The sequence below is a fragment of the Streptomyces sp. NPDC024555 genome, assembly GCF_055559335.1.
Genome location: NZ_JBVHKV010000008.1, coordinates 177186 through 202022 on the forward strand (window position 1 = coordinate 177186; position 24837 = coordinate 202022).

General features: G+C 73.1%; 20 protein-coding genes. 11 read left to right on the forward strand and 9 right to left on the reverse strand.

Annotated elements, in window-relative coordinates:
• Positions 1-71: 71 nt before the first annotated feature.
• From ACZ4FH_RS15820 to ACZ4FH_RS15845, 6 genes are all read left to right on the forward strand, one after another.
• Positions 72-1013 carry a VOC family protein gene (locus tag ACZ4FH_RS15820; RefSeq protein WP_467305111.1) on the forward strand — a complete coding sequence of 314 codons (942 nt, stop codon included), beginning with the start codon at positions 72-74 and terminating at the stop codon, positions 1011-1013.
• Positions 1013-1855, forward strand: a complete 843-nt coding sequence (locus ACZ4FH_RS15825; RefSeq protein WP_467305113.1) for an alpha/beta fold hydrolase — start codon at positions 1013-1015, stop codon at positions 1853-1855. Before ACZ4FH_RS15820 ends, ACZ4FH_RS15825 begins: the two co-directional genes overlap by 1 nt.
• A 74-nt stretch (positions 1856-1929) precedes the next feature.
• Entirely contained in the window at positions 1930-3684 is a 1755-nt protein-coding gene (locus tag ACZ4FH_RS15830; protein WP_467305115.1) for an FAD-dependent oxidoreductase, read from the forward strand.
• Between the two features lie 133 nt (positions 3685-3817).
• Positions 3818-5401 (forward strand): FAD-dependent monooxygenase, encoded by a 1584-nt coding sequence (locus tag ACZ4FH_RS15835; protein WP_467305116.1) that lies wholly within the window; start codon positions 3818-3820, stop codon positions 5399-5401.
• Positions 5398-7506: an acetate--CoA ligase family protein gene (locus ACZ4FH_RS15840; RefSeq protein WP_467305117.1), complete on the forward strand. Its 2109-nt coding sequence runs from the start codon at positions 5398-5400 to the stop codon at positions 7504-7506. The genes ACZ4FH_RS15835 and ACZ4FH_RS15840 overlap by 4 nt, the downstream gene beginning before the upstream one ends.
• Positions 7487-9187, forward strand: a complete 1701-nt coding sequence (locus ACZ4FH_RS15845) for a (2,3-dihydroxybenzoyl)adenylate synthase (RefSeq protein ID WP_467305118.1) — start codon at positions 7487-7489, stop codon at positions 9185-9187. Before ACZ4FH_RS15840 ends, ACZ4FH_RS15845 begins: the two co-directional genes overlap by 20 nt.
• 52 nt (positions 9188-9239) lie before the next feature.
• On the opposite strand, the gene ACZ4FH_RS15850 is transcribed toward ACZ4FH_RS15845, so the two are convergent.
• Positions 9240-10970: an outer membrane protein assembly factor BamB family protein gene (locus ACZ4FH_RS15850; protein ID WP_467305119.1), complete on the reverse strand. Its 1731-nt coding sequence runs from the start codon at positions 10968-10970 to the stop codon at positions 9240-9242.
• Between the two features lie 139 nt (positions 10971-11109).
• Positions 11110-12921, reverse strand: a complete 1812-nt coding sequence (locus ACZ4FH_RS15855) for an ABC-F family ATP-binding cassette domain-containing protein (protein WP_467305121.1) — start codon at positions 12919-12921, stop codon at positions 11110-11112.
• Positions 12922-13074: 153 nt separating this feature from the next.
• Here ACZ4FH_RS15855 and ACZ4FH_RS15860 point away from each other — a divergent pair, with 153 nt between their 5' ends.
• Positions 13075-13740 carry a lipoprotein gene (locus ACZ4FH_RS15860; RefSeq protein ID WP_467305123.1) on the forward strand — a complete coding sequence of 222 codons (666 nt, stop codon included), beginning with the start codon at positions 13075-13077 and terminating at the stop codon, positions 13738-13740.
• A 23-nt stretch (positions 13741-13763) separates the two neighbouring features.
• Here the strand turns inward: ACZ4FH_RS15860 and ACZ4FH_RS15865 are convergent, their stop codons facing one another.
• The 5 genes from ACZ4FH_RS15865 to rsmI all read right to left on the reverse strand — a co-directional run bounded on the left by ACZ4FH_RS15865 (position 13764) and on the right by rsmI (position 17983).
• Positions 13764-14663, reverse strand: a complete 900-nt coding sequence (locus ACZ4FH_RS15865; RefSeq protein ID WP_467305124.1) for a 4-(cytidine 5'-diphospho)-2-C-methyl-D-erythritol kinase — start codon at positions 14661-14663, stop codon at positions 13764-13766.
• A complete protein-coding gene (gene rsmA / locus ACZ4FH_RS15870) occupies positions 14660-15565 on the reverse strand; it encodes a 16S rRNA (adenine(1518)-N(6)/adenine(1519)-N(6))-dimethyltransferase RsmA (RefSeq protein ID WP_467305125.1) in 906 nt (301 codons plus the stop codon). Before rsmA ends, ACZ4FH_RS15865 begins: the two co-directional genes overlap by 4 nt.
• A 49-nt stretch (positions 15566-15614) precedes the next feature.
• Entirely contained in the window at positions 15615-16481 is an 867-nt protein-coding gene (locus ACZ4FH_RS15875) for a TatD family hydrolase (protein ID WP_467305127.1), read from the reverse strand.
• 65 nt (positions 16482-16546) lie between these two features.
• Complete coding sequence (locus ACZ4FH_RS15880) at positions 16547-16927, reverse strand: hypothetical protein (RefSeq protein WP_467305129.1); 381 nt, start codon at positions 16925-16927, stop codon at positions 16547-16549.
• 159 nt (positions 16928-17086) lie between these two features.
• A complete protein-coding gene (gene rsmI / locus ACZ4FH_RS15885; protein ID WP_383646756.1) occupies positions 17087-17983 on the reverse strand; it encodes a 16S rRNA (cytidine(1402)-2'-O)-methyltransferase in 897 nt (298 codons plus the stop codon).
• Between the two features lie 53 nt (positions 17984-18036).
• Here rsmI and ACZ4FH_RS15890 point away from each other — a divergent pair, with 53 nt between their 5' ends.
• From ACZ4FH_RS15890 to ACZ4FH_RS15905, 4 genes are all read left to right on the forward strand, one after another.
• A complete protein-coding gene (locus ACZ4FH_RS15890; protein WP_467305131.1) occupies positions 18037-19815 on the forward strand; it encodes a dolichyl-phosphate-mannose--protein mannosyltransferase in 1779 nt (592 codons plus the stop codon).
• 132 nt (positions 19816-19947) lie between these two features.
• The gene (locus tag ACZ4FH_RS15895) at positions 19948-21603 is read left to right on the forward strand and encodes a penicillin-binding transpeptidase domain-containing protein (protein WP_467305133.1); all 1656 of its coding nucleotides are present in this window, start codon (positions 19948-19950) and stop codon (positions 21601-21603) included.
• Between the two features lie 50 nt (positions 21604-21653).
• Positions 21654-22238 (forward strand): Uma2 family endonuclease, encoded by a 585-nt coding sequence (locus ACZ4FH_RS15900; RefSeq protein ID WP_467305135.1) that lies wholly within the window; start codon positions 21654-21656, stop codon positions 22236-22238.
• Positions 22235-22453 carry an XRE family transcriptional regulator gene (locus ACZ4FH_RS15905; protein WP_467305137.1) on the forward strand — a complete coding sequence of 73 codons (219 nt, stop codon included), beginning with the start codon at positions 22235-22237 and terminating at the stop codon, positions 22451-22453. The genes ACZ4FH_RS15900 and ACZ4FH_RS15905 overlap by 4 nt, the downstream gene beginning before the upstream one ends.
• 57 nt (positions 22454-22510) lie before the next feature.
• Here ACZ4FH_RS15905 and ACZ4FH_RS15910 read toward each other — a convergent pair whose 3' ends face one another.
• Both ACZ4FH_RS15910 and ACZ4FH_RS15915 read right to left on the reverse strand, forming a co-directional pair.
• On the reverse strand, positions 22511-23146 hold the full coding sequence (locus ACZ4FH_RS15910) for a GNAT family N-acetyltransferase (protein ID WP_467305139.1): 636 nt from the start codon (positions 23144-23146) through the stop codon (positions 22511-22513).
• Positions 23143-24837 (reverse strand): glycoside hydrolase family 9 protein, encoded by a 1695-nt coding sequence (locus tag ACZ4FH_RS15915; RefSeq protein WP_467305141.1) that lies wholly within the window; start codon positions 24835-24837, stop codon positions 23143-23145. The genes ACZ4FH_RS15910 and ACZ4FH_RS15915 overlap by 4 nt, the downstream gene beginning before the upstream one ends.

Genomic DNA, 24837 nt, shown 5'->3' on the forward strand with positions numbered 1-24837 from the left:
CGCCCCACTCCCCCGCCTCTGTTCGTCCGAGGGGTGACCCCCACCCTCTCGGCCTCGGAAGGAGACCACTCATGACCGCAGTGAAAGAGCTGGCCTACGTCGTGTACGAGGTCAGCGACCTCGCCGACTGGGAGCACTTCGGCGTGACGCTGCTCGGCATGCAGCTGGGCCAGAAGACCGACGACGGCTTCACCCTGCGCACCGACGAGAAGGCGCACCGCTGGATCATCACCGAGGGACCCGCCGACGACCTGGCGGTCAGCGGCTACGAGGTCGAGTCACCGGAAGCGCTCGACCGGCTCGTCGCCGAGCTGACGGCCGCCGGCACCGAGGTCACCGAGGGCGGCGCCGAACTGGCCGCCGCGCGCCGCGTCGACCGCCTGGTCCAGGTCACCGACCCCATGGGCAACCGCATCGAGCTGGTCACCGGCCTCGCCGACGCGAAGACCCCGTTCCACTCCGACACCCTGCTGGGCACCTTCGTCACCGGCAGCGGCGGCGCCGGGCACCACGTGCTGCTCTCCAAGGGGGTGCCGCGCGAGGAGTACATGGCCTTCTACGAGGGCCTGCTCGGCTTCCGGATCAGCGACATCATCATCGAGGAGCTGGCCCCGGGCGTCTTCGCGGACCTGATCTTCCTGCACTGCAACCCGCGCCACCACAGCGTCGCCTTCGGCGACATGCCGCACGCCAAGAAGACCCACCACTTCATGCTCGAAGTCACGGACATCCGCGACGTGGGCATGGCCTACGACCGCTGCATGGACGCCGAGCAGCCCTTCGAGATGACGCTCGGCATGCACCCCAACGACCACATGTTCAGCTTCTACGTCCGTACGCCGTCCGGTTTCAGCATCGAGTACGGCTGGGGCGGTCTCCTCATCGACGACGCGACCTGGCAGGTGCGGACCCTCGACCGGCTGCACAGCTGGGGACACCGCTCGCCCGAGGCCGTGCACGAACTGCTCGGCCGCGCCCCGTTCACCAACCACGCTCCCGAAGGCGGCCACTGATGTCCCTGAACCCCGACGCGATCTCGCGCTACGTCCGGACCAAGGACTGGCGGATCCACTACAACGAGGCCGGCGAGGGCCACCCCGTCGTCCTGCTGCACGGCGGCGGCCCCGGCGCCACCGGCTGGAGCAACTACTCGCCCAACATCGAGGCCCTGTCGAAGCACTTCCGGGTCATCGCCCCCGACATGCCCGGCTGGGGCGACTCGGACGCGGTGGACTTCAGCACCCTGGACCACGTGGAGGCGGCCTGCCAGCTGCTCGACGCCCTGGGCATCGAGAAGGCCGCGTTCGTCGGCAACTCGATGGGCGGCCACACCTCGCTGCGGCTCGCCCTCGAACGGCCCGAGCGCGTCTCCCACCTCGTCACCATGGGCGCCCCGCTCCAGATGAAGCCGTTCCTCTTCGGCGCCGGCGGCGGCCCCACCGAGGGCCTGAAGATCATGTACGACACGTACACGAACGCGACCCCCGAGGGCATGCGCCGCCTCGTCGAGATCATGGTCTACGACACGGCCCGCTTCGCCACCCCCGAGCTGTGCGAGCAGCGTTCGCAGGCCGCGCTCAAGCGCCCCGAGCACCTGGCGAACATCGCCGCGGTGGCGCCGAAGGCCCCGATCCCGATCTGGATCGACCCGAGCCGCGTCTCCGGGATCACCGCGCCGTCGCTCCTGGTCCACGGTCGCGACGACCGGGTCGTCTCCTTCGAGTCGACGCTCTTCCTCGCGGCGAACATCCCCGACTCGCGTGCGCACCTGATCAACCGCTGCGGCCACTGGGCCCAGTTGGAGCATGCCGACGAGTTCAACCGCCTGGTGACGGACTTCGTCACCCACCACTGACCCCTCCCGCCGCCGGGTTCCCCCCGGCCCCGGCGGCGGTCCCCCGCATGTCCCTTGCCCCAGGAGTCTCAACGATGAGCACTGCCACGACGGTCGAGACCGACGTCCTCATCTCCGGTGCCGGTCCGGCCGGAGCCGCGGCCGGAGCCCTCCTCGCCACGTACGGTGTCCGCGCGATCGTGCTGAACAAGTACGGTTCGGTCGCCAACACCCCCCGCGCCCACATCACCAACCAGCGCACCATGGAGGTGCTGCGCGACCTCGGCGTCGAGGACGAGGCCAAGCGCGTCTCCACGCCCCAGCACCTGATGGGCGAACACGTGTGGGCCACCACCCTCACCGGCCCGGAACTGGGGCGGCTGCGGACCTGGTACACCCATCCGCTGTTCAAGGCCGAGCACGACCTGGCCAGCCCGACCACCGTGTGCGACCTGCCGCAGGACCGCATGGAGCCGCTGCTCCTCAACGCCGCCACGCACCGCGGCACGACCCACCGGGTCAACACCGAACTGCTCTCCTTCACCCAGGACGACGACGGCGTCACCTCGACCGTGCGCGACCGGGTGACCGGCGAGGAGTACGCGATCCGCTCCCGGTACCTGATCGGCGCCGACGGCGGGAACTCCCGGATCATGTCCCAGCTCGGCATCCCGCTGGAGGGCGAGATGGGGCTCGGCGGCTCCATCAACATCGTCTTCGAGGCGGACCTGTCGCACCTGGTCGCGCACCGGCCCGGCGACATGTACTGGTTCATCCAGCCCGGCATCGGCCACGACGGCAACGGCATCGGCGTGCTGCGCGTGGTGCGCCCCTGGAACAAGTGGATCGCCGTCTGGGGCTACGACGTGGAGCAGGGCGCCCCCGAGCTGACCCACGAGTTCGGCGAGGCCATCGCCCACCAGCTCATCGGCGACGACACCGTCCCCGTGAAGGTCGAGTCGGTCTCCACCTGGGCGGTCAACCACGTCTACGCCACCGACAACCAGGAGGGCCGGGTCTTCTGCGTCGGCGACGCCGTCCACCGGCACTCCCCGATGAACGGCCTGGGGTCCAACACCTCCATCCAGGACTCCTTCAACCTGTGCTGGAAGCTCGCCCTGGTCCTGCGCGGCCAGGCCGGCCCCGGCCTGCTGGAGACCTACCGCGACGAACGGCTGCCCGTGGCCCGGCAGATCGTGGAGCGGGCCACCGCCAGCAACGCCCTGATGCCGCCGCTGTTCCAGGCCCTGCACCTGCCGCCCGCCGCCGGCAAGGAGCAGCTGGACGCCGCGCTCGACACCCTGCGGGCACCCACCGCCGAGGGCGCCGGACGCCGGGCCGCCTTCGACACGGCCGTGCGCGACACCCTGCTGTGCTTCAACACCCACGGGGTGGAGACCAACCAGAACTACACCTCCGGCGCGCTGGTGCCCGACGGCGAGGCGCCCGTGGCGCCGCGGGACGAGGAGATCCACTACTTCCCGACCACCTATCCCGGACGCCACCTCCCGCACGCCTGGCTGCTCGACGGCCAGCGCAAGGTCCCCGTCATCGACCTCTGCGGCCACGGCCGGTTCACCCTGCTCACCGGGGTGCTCGGCGCGGACTGGCGCGAGGCCGCCGCCAAGGCCGCCGCCGCGACCGGGGTGGAGATCGACGTGGTCTCCATCGGCCACGGCTGCGACTACGAGGACCGGTACGGCGACTGGGCCGGGGTGTCCGGTCTGGCGGAGGACGGCGCGCTGCTGGTCCGGCCCGACCACATCGTGGGCTGGCGCTCGGCCGGCCCGGTCGAGGACCCGGCCGGTGCGCTGCTGGACGCCCTGCGGTCGGTCCTGCGGACCGGCTGAGCCCGGCGCCGCCGGGCGCGGTGGCGGCGTCCCCCTCCGGACGCCGTCGCCGCGCCCGGCCCGGCCGCGCACCTTCGTGCCGTACCCCGTCGCGCGTACCGCACGGCACCCCCACAGAACCAAGGAGCACCTGATGCGCATCGCAGTCGCGGGGGGCGGCCCCGGCGGGCTGTTCCTCGCCACGCTGGTCCGGCAGGCGGACCCGTCGGCCGAGGTCACCGTCTTCGAACGCAACCGCGCCGACGACACCTTCGGCTTCGGCGTCGTCTTCTCCGACCGCACCCTCGCCGCGATCCACGAGGCCGACCCGGTGCTGCGCCGGGCGCTGACCGACCACGGCCGGCACTGGGACGAGATCGAGGTCCGGCTCAAGGGCGAACGGATCCGCTGCGGCGGCAACGGCATGGCCGCCGTCGCCCGGCGCACCCTGCTGCTGCTGATGCAGGACCGGGCCCGGGACGTCGGTGTCGACCTGCGCTTCTCCACCGAGGTCACGCTCGACGACCTGACCGGCTACGACCTGGTCGTGGCGGCCGACGGCACCGGGTCGAGGATCCGCGAGCAGCTGGAGGCCGAGCGGGGCGCGGACCTGGGGGCCGAGGTGGAGACCGCCGCCGCCAAGTTCATCTGGTTCGGCACCGACCACCTCTTCGACGGCCTCACCTTCATCCACGAACGCGGCCCGGACGGCGTGTTCGCCGTGCACGGCTACCCGGTCTCCGACACCGTGTCGACCTTCATCGTCGAGACGGACGAGGCCTCCTGGCGGCGCGCCGGACTCGACGCCTTCGACGTCACCCAACCCCCGGGCCCCAGCGACACCCGGTCCAAGGAGTACCTGGAGAAGCTGTTCGCCGGGCACATCGACGGCGGGAAGCTGCTGACCAACAACTCCCGGTGGGGCAACTTCCGCACCCGGCGCACCCGCCGCTGGCACACCACGTCCCCCCGGCCCGTGGTCCTGCTCGGCGACGCCGTGCACACCGCGCACTTCTCGGTGGGCTCCGGCACGAAGATGGCCATGGAGGACGCCGTCGCGCTCGCCGCGGCGCTCGCCGCCCACCCGGGCGATCTGCCGGCCGCCCTGTCCGCGTACGAGGAGGCGGCGCAGCCCTCGGTCCGCCGCATCCAGGACTCGGCGCGGCCCAGCCTCTCCTGGTGGGAGCACTTCGGCCGCTACCACGACACCTTCGAGCCGTGGCAGTTCGCCTACCACTTCCTCACCCGCAGCATCTCCGACGCCCGGCTCGCCCGCCGCGCCCCGGAGTTCGTGGCGGGCGGGCACCTCGGGTGGACGCGCACGCACGGCGCCGAGCCCCTGGAGACCCCGTTCCACGGCTCCGGCTGGCAGGCACCGGGCCGGCTGGTGGACATCGTGCGCAGCGCGGACGGCACCCCGACCGCCGTACGCGGCGTGGGTGAACTCTCCCTGTCCGCCGAGCCGGTGCCCGGCCCGTGGGGCGCCCTGCTCACCGCGCCCGACACGGAGGCCGGGCTGCCCGCGGTCCTCGACCGGCTCGCCGCGCTGACCGGGGCCGGTGGACCGGTCCTGGTCGCGGTGCACGGCGGCACCCCGCTGACCCGGGTCCTGGTCTGCGAGCAGGCCCGGATGGCGGAGGGTCTTCCCGCGCTCCTGATCGACCCGGAGCCCGACCGCGACCGGGCGCTGACCACGGTGCTCTCCGGCCGCGCCGACCTCGTGGGGGTGCCCGGATGACCGGCGCACCCGTCTCCGTCCGGGGGCTCGGCGCCCTCTTCTCCCCGCGCGGGATCGCGGTCGTGGGCGCCTCGCGCAAGCCCGGCAAGCTCGGTGCCGCGATGGCCCGTTCGCTGGAGGGGTTCGCCGCGCGCGGCGGACGTCTGGCCCTGGTCAACGACCGTGACACGAGCATGTACGGCTCGGTGCGCGCGGCGGCCCAGGACGGGCCGGTGGACCTGGCGATGATCTGCGTACCCGCGCCGGCCTGCCCGGACGTGCTGGCCGACGCGGCCGCCGCCGGGGCCGGTGCCGCGGTGATCTGCGGCGGCGGCTTCGCCGAGGCGGGCGGCCCCGGTGTCGCGTACCAGCAACGGCTGGCCGAGACCGTCGCGGCCACCGGCATCCGGCTGCTGGGCCCGAACACCAGCGGCTTCCTCGCCCCGCACACCGGGCTGACCGCCAGCTTCGTCCCGGGCGCGGCCCGGGTCCGGGCGGGCCGGGTGGCGGTGGTCGCGGCCAGCGGCGGCGTCAACCACGCCCTGGCGTTCCTGCTGGCCGAGGCGGGCCACGGCGTCAGTCTGGCCGTGGGGCTCGGCAACGGGGTGGACATCACCGCCCCGGACGTCCTGGACCACCTGGCCGACGACCCGCACACCGGGGCCGTCGCCCTCCATGTGGAGTCCGTCGCCGACGGCCCCCGGCTGGCCGCCGCCGTGCGCCGGCTCGCGGCCCGCCGCCCGGTGGTCGCCCTGGTCGTCGGCGAGCACGACGTCAGTGCCTTCGCCGCCTCGCACACCGGGGCGCTCGCCACGTCCTGGCGCACCACGCGGGCCGCGCTGGCCCAGGCCGGCGCCGTCGTCGTCTCCGACGCGCGGGAACTGGTCGACGCGGTGGGCGCGCTCTCCGTCACCCGGGCCCGGCCCGCCGCCGATCCCGGTGTCGGTGTGGTCACCGCCCAGGCCGGTCCGGGGCTGCTGCTCCTGGACGATCTGCGGGGCCGCCGCGCCCGGGTCCCGGAGCTGGCCGGGGCGACCACCGCGGCCCTGGCCGCGCTGCTGCCGCCGCTGACCTATCAGCTCAACCCCGTCGACACCGGCCGCCCCGGGCCGGAGCTCGGCCGGGTGCTCGGTGCGGTCGCCGCCGACCCGGGCGTCGACGCCGTCGCGGCCTACGCCCTGCACGAACCCGACGCCGTGGACCTGGTGGCGGCCGCCCGCGAGGGCGCCGTACCGGGGGTCCCGCTGGTGGTAGGGCTCGGCGGGAGCGGCGAGGAGGTGGCCGAGGCCCGGCGTTCCCTGCTGGACGCGGGGATCGCCGTGGCGGCCGATCCGCACGGGGTGGCCGCCGCGACGGCCGCCCTGCTGGCCGACGCCCGCGCCCGGCACTCCGCCGGGACGGACGCCCGTACGGACACACAGCCCGGCACGGACGCACCGGCCGGTGCCGCCCCCGGCCTCGTCGTCGAGGCGGGTGCCGCCTTCGACGAGGACGAGGCCAAGGGGATCCTCGACCGCCTCGGCGTGACGACGACGGCCCGCCGGGTCTGCGCGGACCGGGCCGGGGCCCATGCCGCGCTGGCCGAACTGGGCGGTCCGGTGGCGGTCAAGCTGCTGGACGCCGCCGTCCTGCACAAGACCGAGATCGGCGGTGTGCACCTGGGTGTCGGCTCCCCGGCCGCGCTCGACGCGGCCCTGGACCGGCTGGAGGAGGCGGGTGCCCGCCGCTTCCTCGTGGAGTCGATGGCGCCCTCCGGGGTCGATCTCGTCCTCGGGGCGCGCCGCGATCCGGTCTTCGGTCCGATCGTGCTGCTCGGACTGGGCGGTACGACGGCCGAGGCCCTGGCCGACGTCACCGTCCGCACGGCACCGCTCGCACCGGCGGTGGCCGAGGCCATGCCGGCGGATCTGGCCGGACGGGCGCTGCTCGACGGCTGGCGGGGCGGCCCGGTCCTGGACCCCCGGGAACTGGGCCGGATCGCCGCCGCCCTCGGTGACCTGCTGGTCACCCACCCCGGCCTCGAAGAGATCGAGGTCAACCCCCTGCGCCTGACCCACGGGGGTCTGGTCGCACTCGACGCCGTCGTCATCACCAGGGAGGCCGACCATGCCCACCCCCATCGCTGAGCACACCGTCCCCTGGCCCGGGGCCGAGGCAGCGCGCTATGCCGCCGAGGGCTACTGGGCGGGCGTCCCGCTCGGCACCCTGCTGCGCGAGGCGGCCGACCGGGCGCCGGGCGCCCCGGCCCTCACCGACCCGGTGGCCCTGGGCGGCGCCGGACTCCGCCTGACCCGCGCCGAGCTGGCCGACCGGGCCGACGCCGCCGCCGTACGCCTGCTGGACCTGGGCATCGAAGCCGGCGACCGGATCGTCGTCCAGCTCGGCAACGGCTGGGAGTTCGTCGTTCTGACCCTGGCCTGTCTGCGCGCGGGCATCGTGCCCGTGATGGCGCTGCCCGCCCACCGCCGTGCCGAACTGCGCTATCTGGCCGTGCACGCGGAGGCCGTGGCGATCGCGCTGCCGGACCGGATGCGGGACTTCGACCACCAGGCGCTCGGCCACGAGCTGGCGGACGAGGTCCGGGCCGCGACCGGCGCCGGCTGGCGGGTGCTGGTCGCGGGCGACGAGATCGCTCCCGGCAGCGTCGATCTGCGGGCCCTGTGCGCGCCGCCCGCCGATCCGGCGGCGGTCCGCGCCCTGCTGGACGCCCGCGCCCCGCACTCCCGGGACGTGGCGCTGTTCCTGCTGTCCGGCGGGACGACGGGGCTGCCCAAGCTCATCGCCCGTACGCACGACGACTACGCCTACAACGCGCGGGTCAGCGCGGAGGCCGCCGCGCTCGGCGAGGAGAGCGTCTACCTCGTCAGCCTGCCCGCCGGGCACAACTTCCCGCTGGCCTGCCCCGGCATCCTCGGCACCCTGCTGAGCGGCGGCCGGGTCGTCACCCTGCCGTCCCCGGAGCCGGTGCGTGCCTTCGCGACCGTCGCGGCCGAGGGCGTCACGCACACCGCGGTCGTCCCGGCCGTCGCCGGACGCTGGCTGGAGCACGCCGCCGAGCACGGTGCCGGGCAGCTGGCGAGCCTGCGGGTCCTCCAGGCGGGCGGCGCCCGGCTCGCGGACGAGCTGGCCCGCAAGGTCGGCCCGGTCCTGACGGCCACGCTCCAGCAGGTGTTCGGCATGGCGGAGGGGCTGCTGAACGTCACCCGGCTCGACGACCCCGAGGACGTCGTGTGCACCACGCAGGGACGGCCCGTCTGCCCCGCCGACGAGGTGCGGCTGGTCGACGAGTGGGACCGGGACGTCCCCGAGGGCGAACCGGGCTCGCTCCTCACCCGCGGCCCGTACACCCCGCGCGGCTACTACCGGGCGGCCGAGCAGAACGCCCGCGCCTTCACGGAGGACGGCTGGTACCGCTCCGGCGACATCTGCCGCCGCACCCCGGAGGGCAACCTCGTCGTGGAGGGCCGCGACAAGGACATGATCAACCGGGGCGGCGAGAAGATCTCCGCCGAGGAGGTCGAGAACCTCGTCTACCAGCTGCCGGCCGTCAGCCAGGTCGCGGCCGTCGCGATGCCCGACCGCGACCTCGGCGAACGGGTCTGCCTGTACGTCGTGGCGCGCCCCGGTACGACGGTCACCCTGGACGAGGCGCGCGGGGTCATGGAGGCGACCGGGGTGGCCCGGTTCAAGCTGCCCGAACGGCTGGTGCTGGTCGAGGCGCTGCCGCTGACCAAGGTGGGCAAGATCGACAAGAAGGCGCTGCGCGCGGACGTCGCCGCCCTCCTGGAGGGCGCGGGGTCCGTCTGAACCGCCGCCGGACGGACCGCCGCCGGACGGCCGTGACCGGGACCCGCCCCGGTCACGGCCCGAAGGCGACCATGGACCGGGTCTCGATCTCGTCCCCGTCGTGGATCCCGGTGACCCTGGTCTGCATGAGGAGGGTGCGGCCGCCGGCGTAGACGACCCTGGGGTCGTAGAAGCCGCGCTCCATGGACGCCCCGGACACGGGGTGGCGCTGGACCAGGAGCGGGGTGCCGCCGGTGGACGGCAGGGTGGCGACGGCACCGCCCTTGCCCTTGGCGGGTGCGGCGTACATCAGCAGTTTCCCGCCCTCGGTGCGCAGCGGCATGAGGGGCTGTCCCACCGGGGAGTCGGCGGTCCAGCGGGGTTTGCCGGTGGCCAGGTCGAAGGCGACGACCTTGTTGCGGGGCTCCTCGTCCTTGGCCGGGACGACCTTGGTGGGGAGGTAGAAGGTCCCCGCGTCGGCGGCGACGCCCAGGCAGTTGTCGAGGTTCTTGCCGAGGGTCATCAGATCGTCGTCGCACTTGGGGCCGTAGTCGCCGGGCCCGCCGGAGAGCTGGGAGCGGTAGGTGCCGTCGGCGTTGAGCACGGCGATGGCCCACTTCTCGGGCTGGCGCAGCGAGATGACGGGCGGATCGGCCGAGTAGATCCGGTCGACCTGCCAGCCCTTCTTGACCTTGTACGTCCACAGGACCTTGCCGGTGGCGGGGTCGATCCGCTGCACCTGCTGTTCCTTGTGGTCGTCGGCGGCGGTCTGGCAGCTGGTCGCGGCGATCGCGACGGGGCCGCTGGCGAAGCCGTAGGGCTGGCAGTTGCCCGGGAGCTTGCCGAACAGCACCTTGCCGTCGCTGACCCGGTAGGCGTCGGTCCGGCTGGTGCGGCCGACGGTGACGGTGGAGCCGTTGATGGACATGGCCACGTCGGAGAGCCCGTCCCACAGCCCCTTGCGGACGAAGGCCTTGCGCCAGCCGGCCTTGCCGGTGGTGAGGTCGACCATCTGGACGTTGTCGCAGGACGCGCCGGACCCGGTGCTGCCGTTGATGGCGAAGACGATCTTGCCGTCGGCGGTGGCCTGCGAGGGGGCCGCGCACACCGTGGTCGGCATCCGCAGGCTCCACTTGAGCGAGCCGTCGCTGAGCGCGTACGCGGAGACCGTGCGGTACATGGCCTTGACGACGGTGTCGCCGACGATCCACGGGCCGAAGACGTCGGAGCCGTTGCGCGGCAGGTCGACACCGCCCTTCTGGAGCCAGAGGACCTTCGACTCCCCGGACCGGACCTTCGCGTTGATGGCGGCGGCCTCGGCTGCGGGGCTGATCACGGGCTCGCCCGTGGACCCGCCGGTCGGCGAGGCGGTGGGCGCGGGGACGGGCGGCGCCGAACTGTGGCCGCCCGCCTCGGGCTTCGGGTCGTCGCCGTCGGAGCCGGTGGCCAGCCAGATGCCGCCGCCGGCCAGGAGCACCACCGCGAGCACGGCACCGATGACCACCCCGGTCCGGCCGCGGAACCGCCCGCCGCCGCCCGGCGGAGGGACCGGCGGCTGCGCGGGCCGGGTCGGGGGCTGCTGCTGGGGCGGGTAGCCGTAGCCCTGCGGCTGCTGCCCGTAGGGGCCGGGCTGCTGGTACGGGCCCTGCTGACCGTACGGTCCCGGACTCCCGTACGGGCCGGGGCTGTTGTACGGGCCTGCGGGCTGCTGCGGACCGGCGGGAGGCGGGTAGGCCCCGGGCTGCGGGTCGTAAGGAGCTCCGAACCCGCCCTGCGGCGGCTGCTGTCCGGGCGGCTGACTCATCGACCCGTCCCCCTGTTCGATCGGTACCACGGCGTTCGGGCAGGGTTTCTTTCTACCACCCGCCCCGTGAGCCACTTCCGTCACACCTGTCACCGTGCGCGACGGCGCCGGTCCTCCGGCGGAAGGGCGTACCGAACGCTCAGGCGTCCTCGGCCAGTTCGAGCCAGCGCATCTCCAGCTCCTCGCGCTCCGCGACCAGTTCGCGCAGTTCGGCGTCGAGCGTGGCGACCTTCTCGAAGTCCGTGGCGTGGTCGGCGATCTGCGTGTGCAGGGCCGCCTCACGGGTGGAGATCTTGTCGAGCTGCCGCTCCACCTTCTGGAGTTCCTTCTTGGCAGCGCGGGCCGCCTGCGCCGAGACGGCCGGGGCGGCGGCGGCCGGGGCGGCCTGGGCCGGGGCCGCGGGCGCGGCGGTCTCCGCCTGCCGCTGCCTGCGCTCCAGGTACTCGTCGATGCCGCGCGGCAGCATCCGCATCGTCCGGTCGCCGAGCAGCGCCATGACCCGGTCCGTGGTGCGCTCGATGAAGAACCGGTCGTGGGAGATCACGATCATGGAGCCGGGCCAGCCGTCGAGCAGGTCCTCCAGCTGGGTCAGGGTCTCGATGTCGAGGTCGTTGGTGGGCTCGTCGAGGAAGAGGACGTTCGGCTCGTCCATCAGCAGCCGCAGGATCTGGAGCCGGCGCCGCTCACCGCCGGAGAGGTCGCCGACCGGGGTCCACTGCTTCTCCTTGGTGAAGCCGAACTGCTCGCAGAGCTGGCCCGCGGTCATCTCCCGGCCCTTGCCGAGGTCGACGCGGTCGCGCACCTGCTGCACGGCCTCCAGCACCCGCAGCTCCGGGTTCAGCTCGTGGACCTCCTGGGAGAGGTAGGCGAGCTTCACGGTCTTGCCGACGACGATCTTCCCGGCGGCGGGCTGCTCGTCGCCCTGGCTGCGGGCCGCCGTGGCCAGCGCCCGCAGCAGCGAGGTCTTGCCCGCGCCGTTGACCCCGACCAGGCCGATGCGGTCGCCGGGGCCGAGCTGCCAGGTGAGGTGGGTGAGCAGCGTCTTGGGGCCCGCCTGGACGGTCACGTCCTCCAGGTCGAAGACGGTCTTGCCGAGCCGGGCGTTGGCGAACTTCATCAGCTCGCTGGTGTCGCGCGGCGGCGGCACGTCGGCGATCAGCTCGTTGGCGGCCTCGATGCGGTAGCGGGGCTTGGAGGTGCGGGCGGGGGCGCCGCGCCGCAGCCAGGCCAGCTCCTTGCGCATCAGGTTCTGCCGCTTGGCCTCCTCGGTCGCGGCGATCCGCTCCCGTTCGGCGCGGGCGAAGACGTAGTCGCTGTAGCCGCCCTCGTACTCGTGGACCGCACCGCGCTGCACGTCCCACATGCGGGTGCAGACCTGGTCGAGGAACCAGCGGTCGTGGGTGACGCAGACCAGCGCGGAGCGGCGGGCGCGCAGATGGCCGGCCAGCCAGGAGATGCCCTCGACGTCGAGGTGGTTGGTCGGCTCGTCGAGGACGATCAGGTCCTGCTCGGCGATGAGGAGCTTGGCCAGGGCGATCCGGCGGCGCTCACCGCCGGAGAGCGGGGCGATGACGGTGTCCAGGCCGTGCTCGAAGCCGGGCAGGCCGAGACCGCCGAAGAGCCCGGTCAGCACATCGCGGATCTTGGCGTTGCCGGCCCACTCGTGGTCGGCGAGGTCGCCGATGACCTCGTGGCGGATCGTGGCCCTGGGGTCGAGCGAGTCGTGCTGGGTGAGCACGCCCAGGCGCAGTCCGCCGCTGTGCGTGACGCGGCCGGAGTCCGCCTCCTCCAGCCGGGCGAGCATCCGGATGAGGGTCGTCTTGCCGTCGCCGTTGCGGCCGACGACACCGATGCGGTCCCCCTCGGAGACACCGAGGGACACACCGTCGAGCAGGGCACGGGTGCCGTACACCTTGCTGACCTGCTCGACATTGACGAGGTTGACGGCCACGAACGCTCCAGCTCGAAGGAAGACTCTGGCCTTCAGCGTAGTCGGCCCGGCGCCCACCTCCGTACGGGCGGCCTTCCGGCCGTGGGATACCTTGCGCGCATCGATCACCGGGCCCCCGGACGGGCCCGGAACAGGCACAGGGGTGGGGACGACATGACTGGTCGGACGGTCCGCGGGCTGGCGCCCGTGCTGCTGGCGGCGCTCGCGCTGACGGGCTGCTCGTCGGGGACGGACGACGGCGGGGACGCCGAGGGCGCCGGGGCGTCGAAGAGGACCGGGACGTCCGAGGCGGCCGGGGCCGGGGCGGTCCCGGCGGCGAAGGCGGGCGGGGCGGTCGGCGCGGCCGGGTCCGGGTGCGCGCTGCCGGTGGTCTTCGACCTGGCGGAGCACTGGAAGCCGAAGGCGGTGGCCCCCGTGGAGGCGGACGACCCCCTGGCCGCGCTCTCCATCCAGGGCCCGGTGCACATGGTCTGCGAGATCGACGCCAAACCGGCCGGCCACATCGGCTTCCTGCGCGTCTGGCAGGGCGGGGCGGGCGCCTCGGCCACCCCGCGCTCGGTGCTGGAGGGCTTCGTGAAGGCCGACGAGAACGCGTCGAAGGTCACGTACCGCGAGGTGAAGAGCGGGAAGACGGCCGTGACCGAGGTGACCTACACCCTCCACAGCGAGGTCATGGACGAGTCCCGCCCGGCCCGCGCCTTCGCCGTGGCCACCCCGGACGGTCCCGTGGTGGTGCATCTGGGCGGGCTGGACGCGACCGAGCACCAGGGGATGCTGCCGGCGTACGAGCTGGCCCGGGGCAGCGTGCGCCTCGGCTGAGCCGGGCCGCACGCTGCCCGGTGTCAGCGGACCGTCGCCCCCGGGGCCGGGGAGAGGGCCGTCCGGGCCGTGCGGCAGGTGCCCGAGGCGGTGAGCGCGTCGGCGACCTTGCGGGCGGACGCCTCGTCCTCGGTGAGGAAGGCGGTGGTGGGCCCGGAGCCGGAGACCAGCGCGGCCAGCGCCCCGGCCCGGGTGCCCGCCTCCAGCGTGTCGGCGAGCGAGGGGCGCAGGGACAGCGCCGGGGCCTGGAGGTCGTTGCTCAGGGCGCCCGCGAGGGCGTGCGCGTCACCGGTGCGCAGCGCGTCCAGCAGGGCTTCGGAGGCGACGGGCTCGGGCACCTCGGTGCCGGCCGTGAGCCGGTCGAACTCGCGGTAGACCGCCGGGGTGGACAGTCCGCCGTCGGCGACCGCGAAGACCCAGTGGAAGGTGCCGCCGGCCGCGACGGGCGTGAGCCGTTCGCCCCGGCCGAGGCCGAGGGCCGCGCCGCCGACCAGGCTGAACGGCACGTCGCTGCCGAGTCCGGCGCAGATCTCCAGCAGTTCCTCGCGGGAGGCGCCGGTGGACCAGAGGGCGTCGCAGGCCAGCAGGGCCCCGGCCCCGTCGGCGCTGCCGCCCGCCATGCCGCCGGCGACGGGGATGTCCTTGGCGATGTGGAGGTGCACGTCGGGGGCGATGCCGTGCCGTTCGGCCAGGGCGATCGCGGCACGGGCGGCGAGGTTGGTGGCGTCCAGCGGGACCTGGGCGGCGTCCGGACCGGAACAGGTGATGCGCAGCGTGTCGGCGGGGGTCGCGGTGACCTCGTCGTAGAGGCCGACGGCGAGGAAGACGTTGGCCAGGTCGTGGAAGCCGTCGGGGCGCGCGGCACCGACCGCGAGCTGGACGTTGACCTTGGCCGGTACCCGTACGGTGACGCTGCTGCTCACTCGGCACTCCCGGCGGATTCGTGGGCGGCGGGGAGGTCCCCCGCGGGCTTGTTCTCGGCGATGGCGGCGAACTCCTCGACCGTCAGCGACTCGCCGCGCGCCTGCGGCGAGATCCCGGCGGCGACGAGGGCGGCCTCGGCCCCGGCGGCGCTGCCCGCCCAGCCGGACAGGGCCGCGCGCAGCGTCTTGCGGCGCTGGGCGAAGGCGGCGTCGACGACGGCGAAGACCTCGGCCTTGCTCGCGGTGGTGGCGACGGGCTCGGCGCGGCGGACCAGTGAGACGAGCCCGGAGTCGACGTTGGGCGCGGGCCAGAAGACCTTGCGGCCGATGGACCCGGCGCGCTTGACGTCGGTGTACCAGTTGGCCTTGACCGAGGGCACTCCGTAGACCTTGTTGCCGGGGCGGGCGGCGAGCCGGTCGGCGACCTCGGCCTGCACCATGACCAGGGTCCGCTCGATGCTCGGGAAGCGGTCGAGCATGGTGAGCAGGACCGGCACGGCGACGTTGTACGGCAGGTTGGCGACCAGCGCGGTGGGCGGCGGGCCGGGCAGCTCCGTGACGAGCATGGCGTCGGAGTGGACGAGCGCGAACCGGTCGGCGCGCTCCGGCATCCGGGCCGCGACGGTCGCGGGCAGGGCGGCCGCGAGCACGTCGTCGATCTCGACGGCGACGACCCGGTCGGCGGCCTCCAGGAGCGCCAGCGTCAGCGAACCGAGGCCGGGGCCGACCTCGACCACCACGTCGTCCGGGCGGACCTCCGCGGTGCGCACGATCCGGCGGACCGTGTTGGCGTCGATGACGAAGTTCTGACCGCGCTGCTTGGTGGGGCGTACGCCCAGCGTCGCGGCCAGTTCGCGGATGTCTGCGGGGCCCAGGAGGGCGTCGGGCTCTGTGGTGCTCACCCGTCAAGCCTACGGGCGCCGGGGCCCGCGGGCGGCCCGGCCCCGGCGGTCAGTAGTCGAAGGCACGCGCGGTGTTCACCGCGATCGCGGTGGCCAGGGTGGTCTCGTCGACGCCCTTCACCTCGGCCATGGCACGCAGCGTGACCGGGATCAGATAGGGCGCGTTGGGCCGGCCCCGGTACGGGGCGGGGGTGAGGAAGGGCGCGTCGGTCTCGACCAGGACCAGCTCCGTCGGCGCGACGGTCAGCGCGTCGCGCAGCGGCTGGGCGTTCTTGAAGGTGACGTTGCCCGCGAAGGACATGTAGTACCCGGCCTGGGCGCACAGCTCGGCCATCTCGGCGTCGCCCGAGTAGCAGTGGAAGACCGTGCGCTCCGGGGCGCCCGCGTCGGCCAGGATCCGCAGCACGTCGGCGTGCGCCTCGCGGTCGTGGATGACGAGCGCCTTGCCGTGGCGCTTGGCGATCTCGATATGGGCCCGGAAGGACTCCTCCTGGGCGGCCATGCCCTCGGGGCCGGTGCGGAAGCAGTCCAGTCCGGTCTCGCCGACGGCGCGGACGTCGGGAAGGGCGGCCAGGGCGTCGATCTCGGCCAGCGCCTCGTGGAGCGCGGCCGTGCCGCCGCCCTCGCGCGCCCCCTGCCGCGACCAGCCATCGGGATCCCCGTGGACGATCCGGGGCGCCTCGTTGGGGTGCAGGGCGACGGCCGCGTACACGCTCGGGTGCGCGGCGGCGGTCTCGGCGGCCCAGCGCGATCCCTTCACGTCGCAGCCGACCTGGACCACCGTGGTCACGTTCACCGCGGCGGCCCTGGCCAGGCCCTCCTCGACGGTGCCGTCCTGCATGTCCAGGTGGGTGTGCGAGTCCGCGACCGGTACCGGGAGCGGTTCGGGCAGCGGCGGGGCTTCGGTACGGCTCATGGCCACGATCGTACGAGGACCGCGGCCCCGGGCCGCACCGCTGCCGGGACCTCACCGTGCGGATGTCACCGCCGCTGGAACGGGTGGAGCAGGTCGGAGAGGTGCCAGTGGTGCTCCCCCGCCGGCGCGGCGGTGGCGGCCACCGGCCCGGCGGCGGGCTCCGGCGGCACGGGCTCCTGGACCCGGTGGGGGTTGCGGAGCAGCTGCTGCACCGTGGAGACCCGGCCGGACCGCATGATCCGGACGACGTGTCCGCCGCAGTTGGCGCAGGTCGGTGTGGAGAGCGGGGACGGGACGCGCTCGCCGTTCGCCTTGTAGACCACGTACGCCTGCTGCGAGGCGTCGACGTGGTGCTCGATCTCGTAGGCCTGTTCCCAGCCGTATCCGCACCGCATGCAGGCGAATGCGTAGGCCTCATGCGCGGTGGTCGCTGCGATGTCGCTCATGCTGGCTCCTCTTGTCCGCCGGACAAGCACTCCGGAGAATGCGTCCTGGATCCAGTGGACGCCTTTACCGGCGGGAGCGCACCGGGCCCTGTCGAGTGTTGGACCGGTTTTGAGCTTCTCGTGGCAAAAGGGGCCGGTACGCGGCTCTTACTTTGCTTTTCACGATAGTCCTTTACCGTCCGCGGGGCCGGTCCGAGCCGCGTTCTTTGCCGCGACGACGGCGTCGAACACCTCGCGTTTGGGCAGGCCCGCGGCGGCGGCCACGGCGGCGATCGCCTCCTTGCGCCGCTCCCCCGCCTCCTCGCGCACCCGCACCCTGCGCACCAGCTCCTCGGCGTCCAGTTCCTCGGGCCCGGTCTCGGGGGCGCCCTCGACGACGACGGTGATCTCGCCGCGTACGCCCTCGGCCGCCCAGACGGCCAGCTCGCCCAGCGGACCCCGCTTGACCTCCTCGTACGTCTTGGTCAGCTCCCGGCACACGGCGGCGCGCCGGCCGGTACCCAGGACCTCGGCCATCGCGGCGAGGGTGTCGTCGAGGCGGTGCGGGGCCTCGAAGAAGACCATGGTGCGGCGCTCGTCGGCGACCTCGCGGAGCCGGCCGAGGCGTTCCCCGGCCTTGCGGGGCAGGAAGCCCTCGAAGGTGAAGCGGTCGACCGGCAGCCCGGACAGGGCGAGGGCGGTGAGCACGGCGGACGGGCCGGGCACGGCGGTGACCCGGATGTCGTGCTCGACGGCGGCGGCGACCAGCCGGTAGCCGGGGTCGGAGACGGACGGCATGCCCGCGTCGGTGACCAGCAGCACCCGGGCGCCGCCGAGCAGCGCCTCGACGAGTTCGGGGGTGCGGGCGGACTCGTTGCCCTCGAAATAGGAGACGACACGCCCCGAGGTGTGGACGCCCAGGGCCTGGGTCAGCCGGCGCAGCCGCCGGGTGTCCTCGGCGGCGACGACGTCGGCCGTCTCCAGTTCGGCGGCCAGGCGGGGCGGGGCGTCCGCCACATCGCCGATGGGGGTCCCTGCCAGTACCAGCGTTCCAGTCGATCCAGTCACAACGTCCATCCTCCCAGCACGGGCGGCAGCGTCCGCACAGACGTGTTCCCTACGATGGCGCGGTGACGAGTACTGCGCCCGAAGCCCGGCAGGGCCAAGACGCCGGGGAAGAGCACGGCCCGGAGCCGACTTCCTGGCAGCGGCGGCTGCGCCGCTTCGGCCATGTGCCCCGCGCCGGAATCGGGCTGCGGGAACGGCTGATCCCCCCGTACACCCGGCCCGGCGGCCAGCTGTGGGCGGTGCTCGGGGTGCCGCCGCTGCTCGCGGACCGGCTGGTGCGCTGGTCGGCGTGGGGCGGCCCGGTGCTGGTCGCGGCGGTGGCGGGGGTGCTGCGCTTCTGGAAGCTGGGCAGCCCGCACGCGGTGATATTCGACGAGACGTACTACGCCAAGGACTCCTGGGCGCTGATCAACCAGGGGTACGAGGGGTCGTGGCCCAAGGACGTCGACAAGCTGATCCTCAACGATCCGTCCCAGGTGCCCGTCCCGACGGATCCCGGCTATGTGGTCCATCCGCCGATGGGCAAGTGGATCATCGGGATCGGTGAGCAGCTGTTCGGGTTCACGCCGTTCGGCTGGCGGTTCATGGTGGCCGTGCTCGGCACGCTGTCGGTGCTGATGCTCTGCCGTATCGGCCGCCGGCTCTTCCGTTCGACGTTCCTGGGCTGTCTGGCGGGCGCGCTGCTCGCCGTGGACGGTCTGCACTTCGTGATGAGCCGCACGGCCCTGCTCGACCTGGTGCTGATGTTCTTCGTGCTGGCCGCCTTCGGCTGTCTGCTCGTCGACCGCGACCGGTCCCGGCACCGGCTCGCGGCGGCACTGCCGGAGGACGAGGACGGGGTGCTGCGGCCGGACGCCGGAGTCGCGGAGAACCTGCGCCTGGGATGGCGGCCGTGGCGGATCGCGGCCGGGGTCTGTCTGGGCCTGGCCGCCGCGACGAAGTGGAACGGGCTGTACGTCATGGTCGCGTTCGGCCTGATGACCGTCCTGTGGGACGTGGGCGCGCGGCGGACGGCGGGGGCGATGCGGCCGTACCTCTCGGTGCTGAAACGGGATCTGCTGCCGGCCTTCGTCTCCGTCGTGCCGGTCGCGCTGGCCACGTACCTCGCCTCCTGGACCGGCTGGATCGTCCGCAACGACCCGAAGCACCACGGCTACTACCGGGACTGGGCGGCGACCGACGGCAAGGGCGGCTCCTGGACCTGGCTGCCGGACTGGCTGCGCAGCCTGTGGCACTACGAGAACCAGGTCTACGAGTTCCATGTGAACCTGACCTCCGGCCACACCTACCAGTCCAACCCCTGGAGCTGGATCGTCCTGGGCCGCCCCGTCTCCTACTTCTACGAGGAGCAGAACGGCTGCGCCCAGTCCGCCACCGGCAAATGCGCCCGCGAGGTCCTGGCCCTCGGCACTCCGCTGCTGTGGTGGGCCGCGTGCTTCGCCCTGGTCTACGTCCTGTGGCGCTGGTTCTTCCGCCGCGACTGGCGCGCCGGTGCCATCGCCTGCGGTGTGGCGGCGGGCTGGCTCCCCTGGTTCCTCTACCAGGAGCGGACCATCTTCCTCTTCTACGCGGTCGTCTTCGTGCCCTTCCTCTGTCTCGCCGTCTCCATGATGATCGGCGCGATGCTGGGGCCCGCGGCGAATACCGGAACCGCCCATGAACTGGGTCTGACGAAAAGCGACCCCACCGGCGAACGCCGCCGGACGGTGGGCGCCGTGGCGGCGGGCGTGCTGGCCCTGCTGATCATCTGGAATTTCATCTACTTCTGGCCGCTGTACACGGGAACACCGATTCCGGAGGATTCCTGGCGGGACCGGATGTGGCTGGACACCTGGATCTGATGTCTCCGTCCACGCCATCCCGGATCGCATTCCGATAACAACTATCTCCCCCTTCCCCACCGTCCCGTAGGGTTCCCGGGAATGCCCCCTTGAACATGTTCAAGGGGGCCTCCTGGGGAGGGGGACGCAGAAATGCGCAGCGGGGCGAAGGTGGCCGTCGTCGGCGGGGTGTTCGCGGTCGTGGTCGGCGGGGTGGGCTACGGGGCGTACAACATCCTGGACGGGCTGGGGGACAGCGGGGTCGGGGGCGGTTCGGACGCCAGGACCACGACGGCCGAGGTGCGGACGGGGCCGGTCACGAAGGACGAGATAGCCGATACGTCGAAGAAGTTCCTGGCCGCGTGGGCGAGCGGGGACGCGACGACGGCGGCCCAGCTCACGAACAACGAGGGCGAGGCGGGCCCGGCGCTGACCGGGTACAGCGAGTCCGCCCATGTCACCGAGGCGGTGATCACCGCGGGCGCGGCGACCGGTTCGAAGGTCCCGTACACGGTGAAGGCGACGGTCTCCTACAAGGGCACGAAGAAGGCCTGGTCGTACGCCTCCGAGCTGACCGTGGTCCGCGGGCTGACCACCGGGAAGCCGCTGGTCGACTGGGAGCCCTCGGTGATCCACCCGGATCTCCACAAGGGCGAGTCGCTGGAGACGGGCGAGTCGAAGACCGCGTCGATCGAGGCGGTCGACCGCAACGGCAAGGTGCTCACCAAGGAGAAGTACCCCTCGCTGGGCGTCATCCTGGACGAGCTGCGCAAGAAGTACGGCACGAAGGCCGGCGGGACCACGGGCATCGAGACGTGGATCAACAGCGCGACCGCCGACGGGGCGGACAAGACGCTGCTGACCCTGGTGAAGGGCAAGCCGGGCCGGGTGCCGACCACGCTGGACGCGGGGGTCCAGGCGGCTGCCGAGCGCGCGGTGAAGAAGTACCCCGAATCGTCGGTGGCGGCCGTCGAACCGTCGAGCGGGGCGATCCGGGCCATCGCCAACAACCGGGCGGACGGCTACGACGCGGCGCGGTGGGCCAAGGTGGCCCCCGGCTCCACGATGAAGATCGTCACCGCCGCGATGATCATCCAGCACGGTCTGGGCAGCGCGAACGGGCCCGTCAAGTGCCCGGCCACGGTGCCCTGGGAGGGCCGGGTCTTCCACAACCTGGACGACTTCTCGATGACCGACAACCCCACGCTGAAGCGGGCCTTCGCCCGGTCCTGCAACACGGCCTTCATCAAGCCCGTGCTGCCGCTCGGCGAGGGCACCCGGGACACCGCACTCGGCGACGAGGCCTCGCGCTACTTCGGCATCGGCCAGGAGTGGAAGGCCGGCATCACCACGTGGGACGGATCGGTCCCGGCCTCCCAAGGCGCGGAGACCGCCGCCTCGTTCATCGGCCAGGGCAAGATCCAGATGAACCCGCTGAACATGGCGTCCGTCACCGCCACCGCCGTCCACGGCCGGTTCCTCCAGCCGTACATCGTCCCGCGCTCCCTGGACAACCGGACCTTCGCCACCGCGACCCCGCTGCCCGGCGGCGTCTCGGCCCAGCTCAAGGAGATGATGAACTACACCGCCACCAGCGGCGAGGGCACGGCCACCCAGGCCATGGCCGGCGTCGACGGCTACAAGGGCGGCAAGACCGGCTCCGCCGAGGTCGACGGCAACGCCACCTCCGACAGCTGGTTCACCGGCTTCTCCAACGACCTCGCCGCCGCCGCCCTCGTCCAGTCCGGCGGCCACGGCGGCACGGCCGCGGGCCCGGTCGTCGCGGAGGTGCTGCGGGCGGGGCCGTGAGGCGGGGCGAGCTCCGGGCGCCTCATATGATTCTCGATATACTCGGAGTCATGAGCCGGGACTACGCGTGGATGCGCAAAGTCGCTGACGACCTCTCCGAGTACGCCGAGCACCTGGAGGGCGCCTGGAGCGTGGAGATCGGCGCGGGTGGCCCCGTCATGGCCATGATGAGCCCGGTCAACCGGCACGAGCGGATCGCGGGCCGGATCCGGGACCAGATCAACCGGCAGATCGACGGGACGCACCCGGGCTGGATCGCCGAAACCGGACCGGAGGTCGAGGATCCGCGCGTCGGGCGCATGCGCCGCCCGGATGTGCTGGTGTGCGAGGAGAGCGCGCTGGAATCCGACCGCGATTCGCTCGCACCGGACGAGGTGCTGGCCTGCGTCGAGGTGGTCTCGAAGTCGAACCCGGGCAACGACTACGTCGAGAAGCTGGCCGACTATCCGGCCATGGGGATCGACCGGTACATGATCGTGGACCCGCGGAACGGCACGATCACCGTGCACGACGAGCTCTGCCACGGCATCTACCGGAACAGCCAGTCGTACATCTTCGGGGACCTCGTCGGCTTCGGGGCCTGGACCATCGACACCAGCGCTTTCCGCCGATACGGGAAGAGCGGCGACGCGTGAGACCGGCGGAACTCCGGGAGCGGGCGGGACTGACACAGTCCGAGGTGGCGGCCCGCATGGGCACGGCCCAGCCGAACGTGTCCCGGCTGGAACGCCTGCCGGTCCACGAGATCAGCCGGCGCCGGCTCCGCCGCTACCTGGGCGCCCTGGAAGCCGGACTCGTGCTCGTCGCCACGACGTCCACGGGCGACGAGATCCCGCTGACCGCTCCCTGACCTGCCCCCGCCTCCTCGGAGGAGCCGGGGGACCTGAGCCTCTGCGCAGGGGCGCGCTCACCCCGGGACGTCCTCCGGTTCCGTGAGGTCGCGGACCATGACCGACCCCCAGTCCTGGCGCCGCAGTTCCGTGAAACCGGTCCTGAGGTAGAAGGCGTGGGCCCCGGGGTTGCCGCTGCCCACGCCCAGGTGGACGCCGGGGACGCCCCGGGCGCGCAGGGCGGTGAGCAGGGTGGTCATCAGACGGCGGCCCAGCCCGGTGCCCTGGGCGCGCGGAAGGATGTCGATGTGGAGGTGGGCGGGGTAACGGGCGAGGAGGGCGTCCGGCTCCGGGGGGTCGGGGCGGTGGAGATGGGCGACGCGTTGCCAGTCCTGGGTGCCGTCGCCGGGGTCGGCGGCCAGGGCGACGGGGTAGCGGTGGCGCAGCGGCGGCCACCAGTGCCGCTCCAGCCAGGCGTCGAACGCGGGGGTGTCGGCGGTGGCGACGATGTAGCCGGCGACGCCGTGCTCGTCGGCGGCGACGAAGGTGAGGCCCGGGTCGGCCGCCGGATAGGGGCCGGCGTAGATGTGCGGGAGCAGGTCCGGGTCCCGGTAGAGCGGCGTGGCGTCCCGGCCGGAGTCGCCGGTGCGCAGGCAGACGCGGTAGATGCCGGGCAGGTCGAAGGGCGCGTAGGGGCGTACGTCGGGGGTCATCGGGCCGCCGACATGGCGAGCAGGAACCAGGCGGAGTGCGGGATCCACTGCTCGGCCCAGCGCCAGCTGTTGCCGGTCTCCCGGTGGTGTTCGGGCATGAAGGCGATGTCCTGTTCGTCCTCGAATCCGGCGGTGATCCCGTTGAGGATGCCCCCGGGGACGTTGGGATAGTCCGGGTGGTACTCCACGTTGTTGCGGCCGACGCCCTTGATCATCGAGGAGTCGAAGGGATTGAGCCCGGCCACCCAGTGCAGCTGGTCCTCGGCCAGGCGCAGCAGCCGTTCGCGCAGCTCCGGTGCGCAGTCGGGGAGGGCGGCGGCGCGTTCGGCGGCGTACGCGACGGAGCAGATGTTGGCGTTCTCGCCCTGCCACCAGTAGCCGGTCTCGTTGTCGTGCGGGAAGAAGAAGCCGGTGCGGGGCGCGGCTCCGGCCGGCTGGGCGTACTGCCGTACGCAGCCGAAGGGGTTGGCGACCTCGTCGGCCAGGGTCGCCGCGTCGCGGAGCAGGGCGAGCGCGGTGGTGCGGGCGTTGGCGGCCAGTGCCGAGCCGGGGCGGACCCGGGCGTAGCGCAGCAGGGCGACGGCGGGCAGCCCGGATTCGGCCGCGTGGAAGAAGGGGCGGCCCTCGATGTCGCCGGTGAGGCAGCCGAAGCCCTTCCCGGTGTCGGTGTAGCGGCCGGTGAGCAGGGCGGCGCGGCGGTCGGCGGCGGCCTCGACGACCGGGTCGCCGGGGGCGGCGGCGAGCAGTTCGGTGGCGGCGAGCAGGGCGCAGTAGTCGTCGATGACGGACTCCTCGCCGTCGTACAGGTACTCCCGGTTGTGCGCCTCCAGGTGGTCGAAGCCCCGGCGGGCGGCGGCGAGGTAGTCCCGTGAGGTGAAGTCGCCGTGGTCGTCGAGGGTGGCCGCGCGGGCCAGCGCGGCGATGGCGAGGCCGCCGCCCTGGCGGTAGGCGGCCTGCCAGCGGGTGGTGCGCACGGAGTCCTGGAGCGGGGCGTTGATGACGCGTTCGTCGAGGTCCTTGGTGAGGGCGTCGAAGATCGCGGTGTAGAAGTAGCCCTCCGGGGCCTGGAAGCGGACCAGGAAGTCGGCGCCGAACAGCGCCTCGTCGCGCAGCCGGGTGCCCAGCACGGTGTGCAGGTGCGGGTCCCGTTCGGCCAGCGTCTCGGCTGCTTCCATGAACGCCCAGGCGCAGAAGGGGAGTTGCTGGGGGTTCATCATGCGCGTGTAGTTGAGGTGGCTGAGGAACTTGCTGAAGTCCCCGGAGGCGTCGAGCCAGCCGCCGCGCGCGTCGACGGTGCGGCCGGAGTCGTCTCCGTAGAAGCGGGCGTGGCGGTCCTTGCGGTCGATGGCGCCGCTGGAGCGCACCGAGCGGAAGTAGTACAGGACGTCGGAGAGCGTGGCCCGCTGGGCGACGCGGGCGCCGATGGTGAAGGGCTCGGAGACCTCGTCCCCGTACTCCACCCGGAAGGTGCCCTCGGTGCGCGCGTCCGAGAAGTCGATCCGGCGGAAGGTGCCGAGCGACCAGCGGTCGACCCGTTCCTCGGGGCCGACGGGGAGCGGGGTGCGGGTGCCCTCGCCGACGAGGTGGGCGGGGGCGGCCGGGGTCTGCGGGGAGCCGGGGCCGAGGAGGACCACGGCCTTCTTGGTGCCGGCCGTGTTGTAGCCGATGTGGCTGGTCAGGATCGTCGTCAT

Coding starts and splice junctions, on each gene's coding strand:
- ACZ4FH_RS15820 (WP_467305111.1), top strand. CDS start 72: ATGACCGCAGTGAAAGAGCTGGCCTACGTCGTGTACGAGGTCAGCGAC.
- ACZ4FH_RS15825 (WP_467305113.1), top strand. CDS start 1,013: ATGTCCCTGAACCCCGACGCGATCTCGCGCTACGTCCGGACCAAGGAC.
- ACZ4FH_RS15830 (WP_467305115.1), top strand. CDS start 1,930: ATGAGCACTGCCACGACGGTCGAGACCGACGTCCTCATCTCCGGTGCC.
- ACZ4FH_RS15835 (WP_467305116.1), top strand. CDS start 3,818: ATGCGCATCGCAGTCGCGGGGGGCGGCCCCGGCGGGCTGTTCCTCGCC.
- ACZ4FH_RS15840 (WP_467305117.1), top strand. CDS start 5,398: ATGACCGGCGCACCCGTCTCCGTCCGGGGGCTCGGCGCCCTCTTCTCC.
- ACZ4FH_RS15845 (WP_467305118.1), top strand. CDS start 7,487: ATGCCCACCCCCATCGCTGAGCACACCGTCCCCTGGCCCGGGGCCGAG.
- ACZ4FH_RS15850 (WP_467305119.1), bottom strand. CDS start 10,970: ATGAGTCAGCCGCCCGGACAGCAGCCGCCGCAGGGCGGGTTCGGAGCT.
- ACZ4FH_RS15860 (WP_467305123.1), top strand. CDS start 13,075: ATGACTGGTCGGACGGTCCGCGGGCTGGCGCCCGTGCTGCTGGCGGCG.
- ACZ4FH_RS15875 (WP_467305127.1), bottom strand. CDS start 16,481: ATGAGCCGTACCGAAGCCCCGCCGCTGCCCGAACCGCTCCCGGTACCG.
- ACZ4FH_RS15880 (WP_467305129.1), bottom strand. CDS start 16,927: ATGAGCGACATCGCAGCGACCACCGCGCATGAGGCCTACGCATTCGCC.
- rsmI (WP_383646756.1), bottom strand. CDS start 17,983: ATGGACGTTGTGACTGGATCGACTGGAACGCTGGTACTGGCAGGGACC.
- ACZ4FH_RS15895 (WP_467305133.1), top strand. CDS start 19,948: ATGCGCAGCGGGGCGAAGGTGGCCGTCGTCGGCGGGGTGTTCGCGGTC.
- ACZ4FH_RS15900 (WP_467305135.1), top strand. CDS start 21,654: ATGAGCCGGGACTACGCGTGGATGCGCAAAGTCGCTGACGACCTCTCC.
- ACZ4FH_RS15910 (WP_467305139.1), bottom strand. CDS start 23,146: ATGACCCCCGACGTACGCCCCTACGCGCCCTTCGACCTGCCCGGCATC.
- ACZ4FH_RS15915 (WP_467305141.1), bottom strand. CDS start 24,837: ATGACGACGATCCTGACCAGCCACATCGGCTACAACACGGCCGGCACC.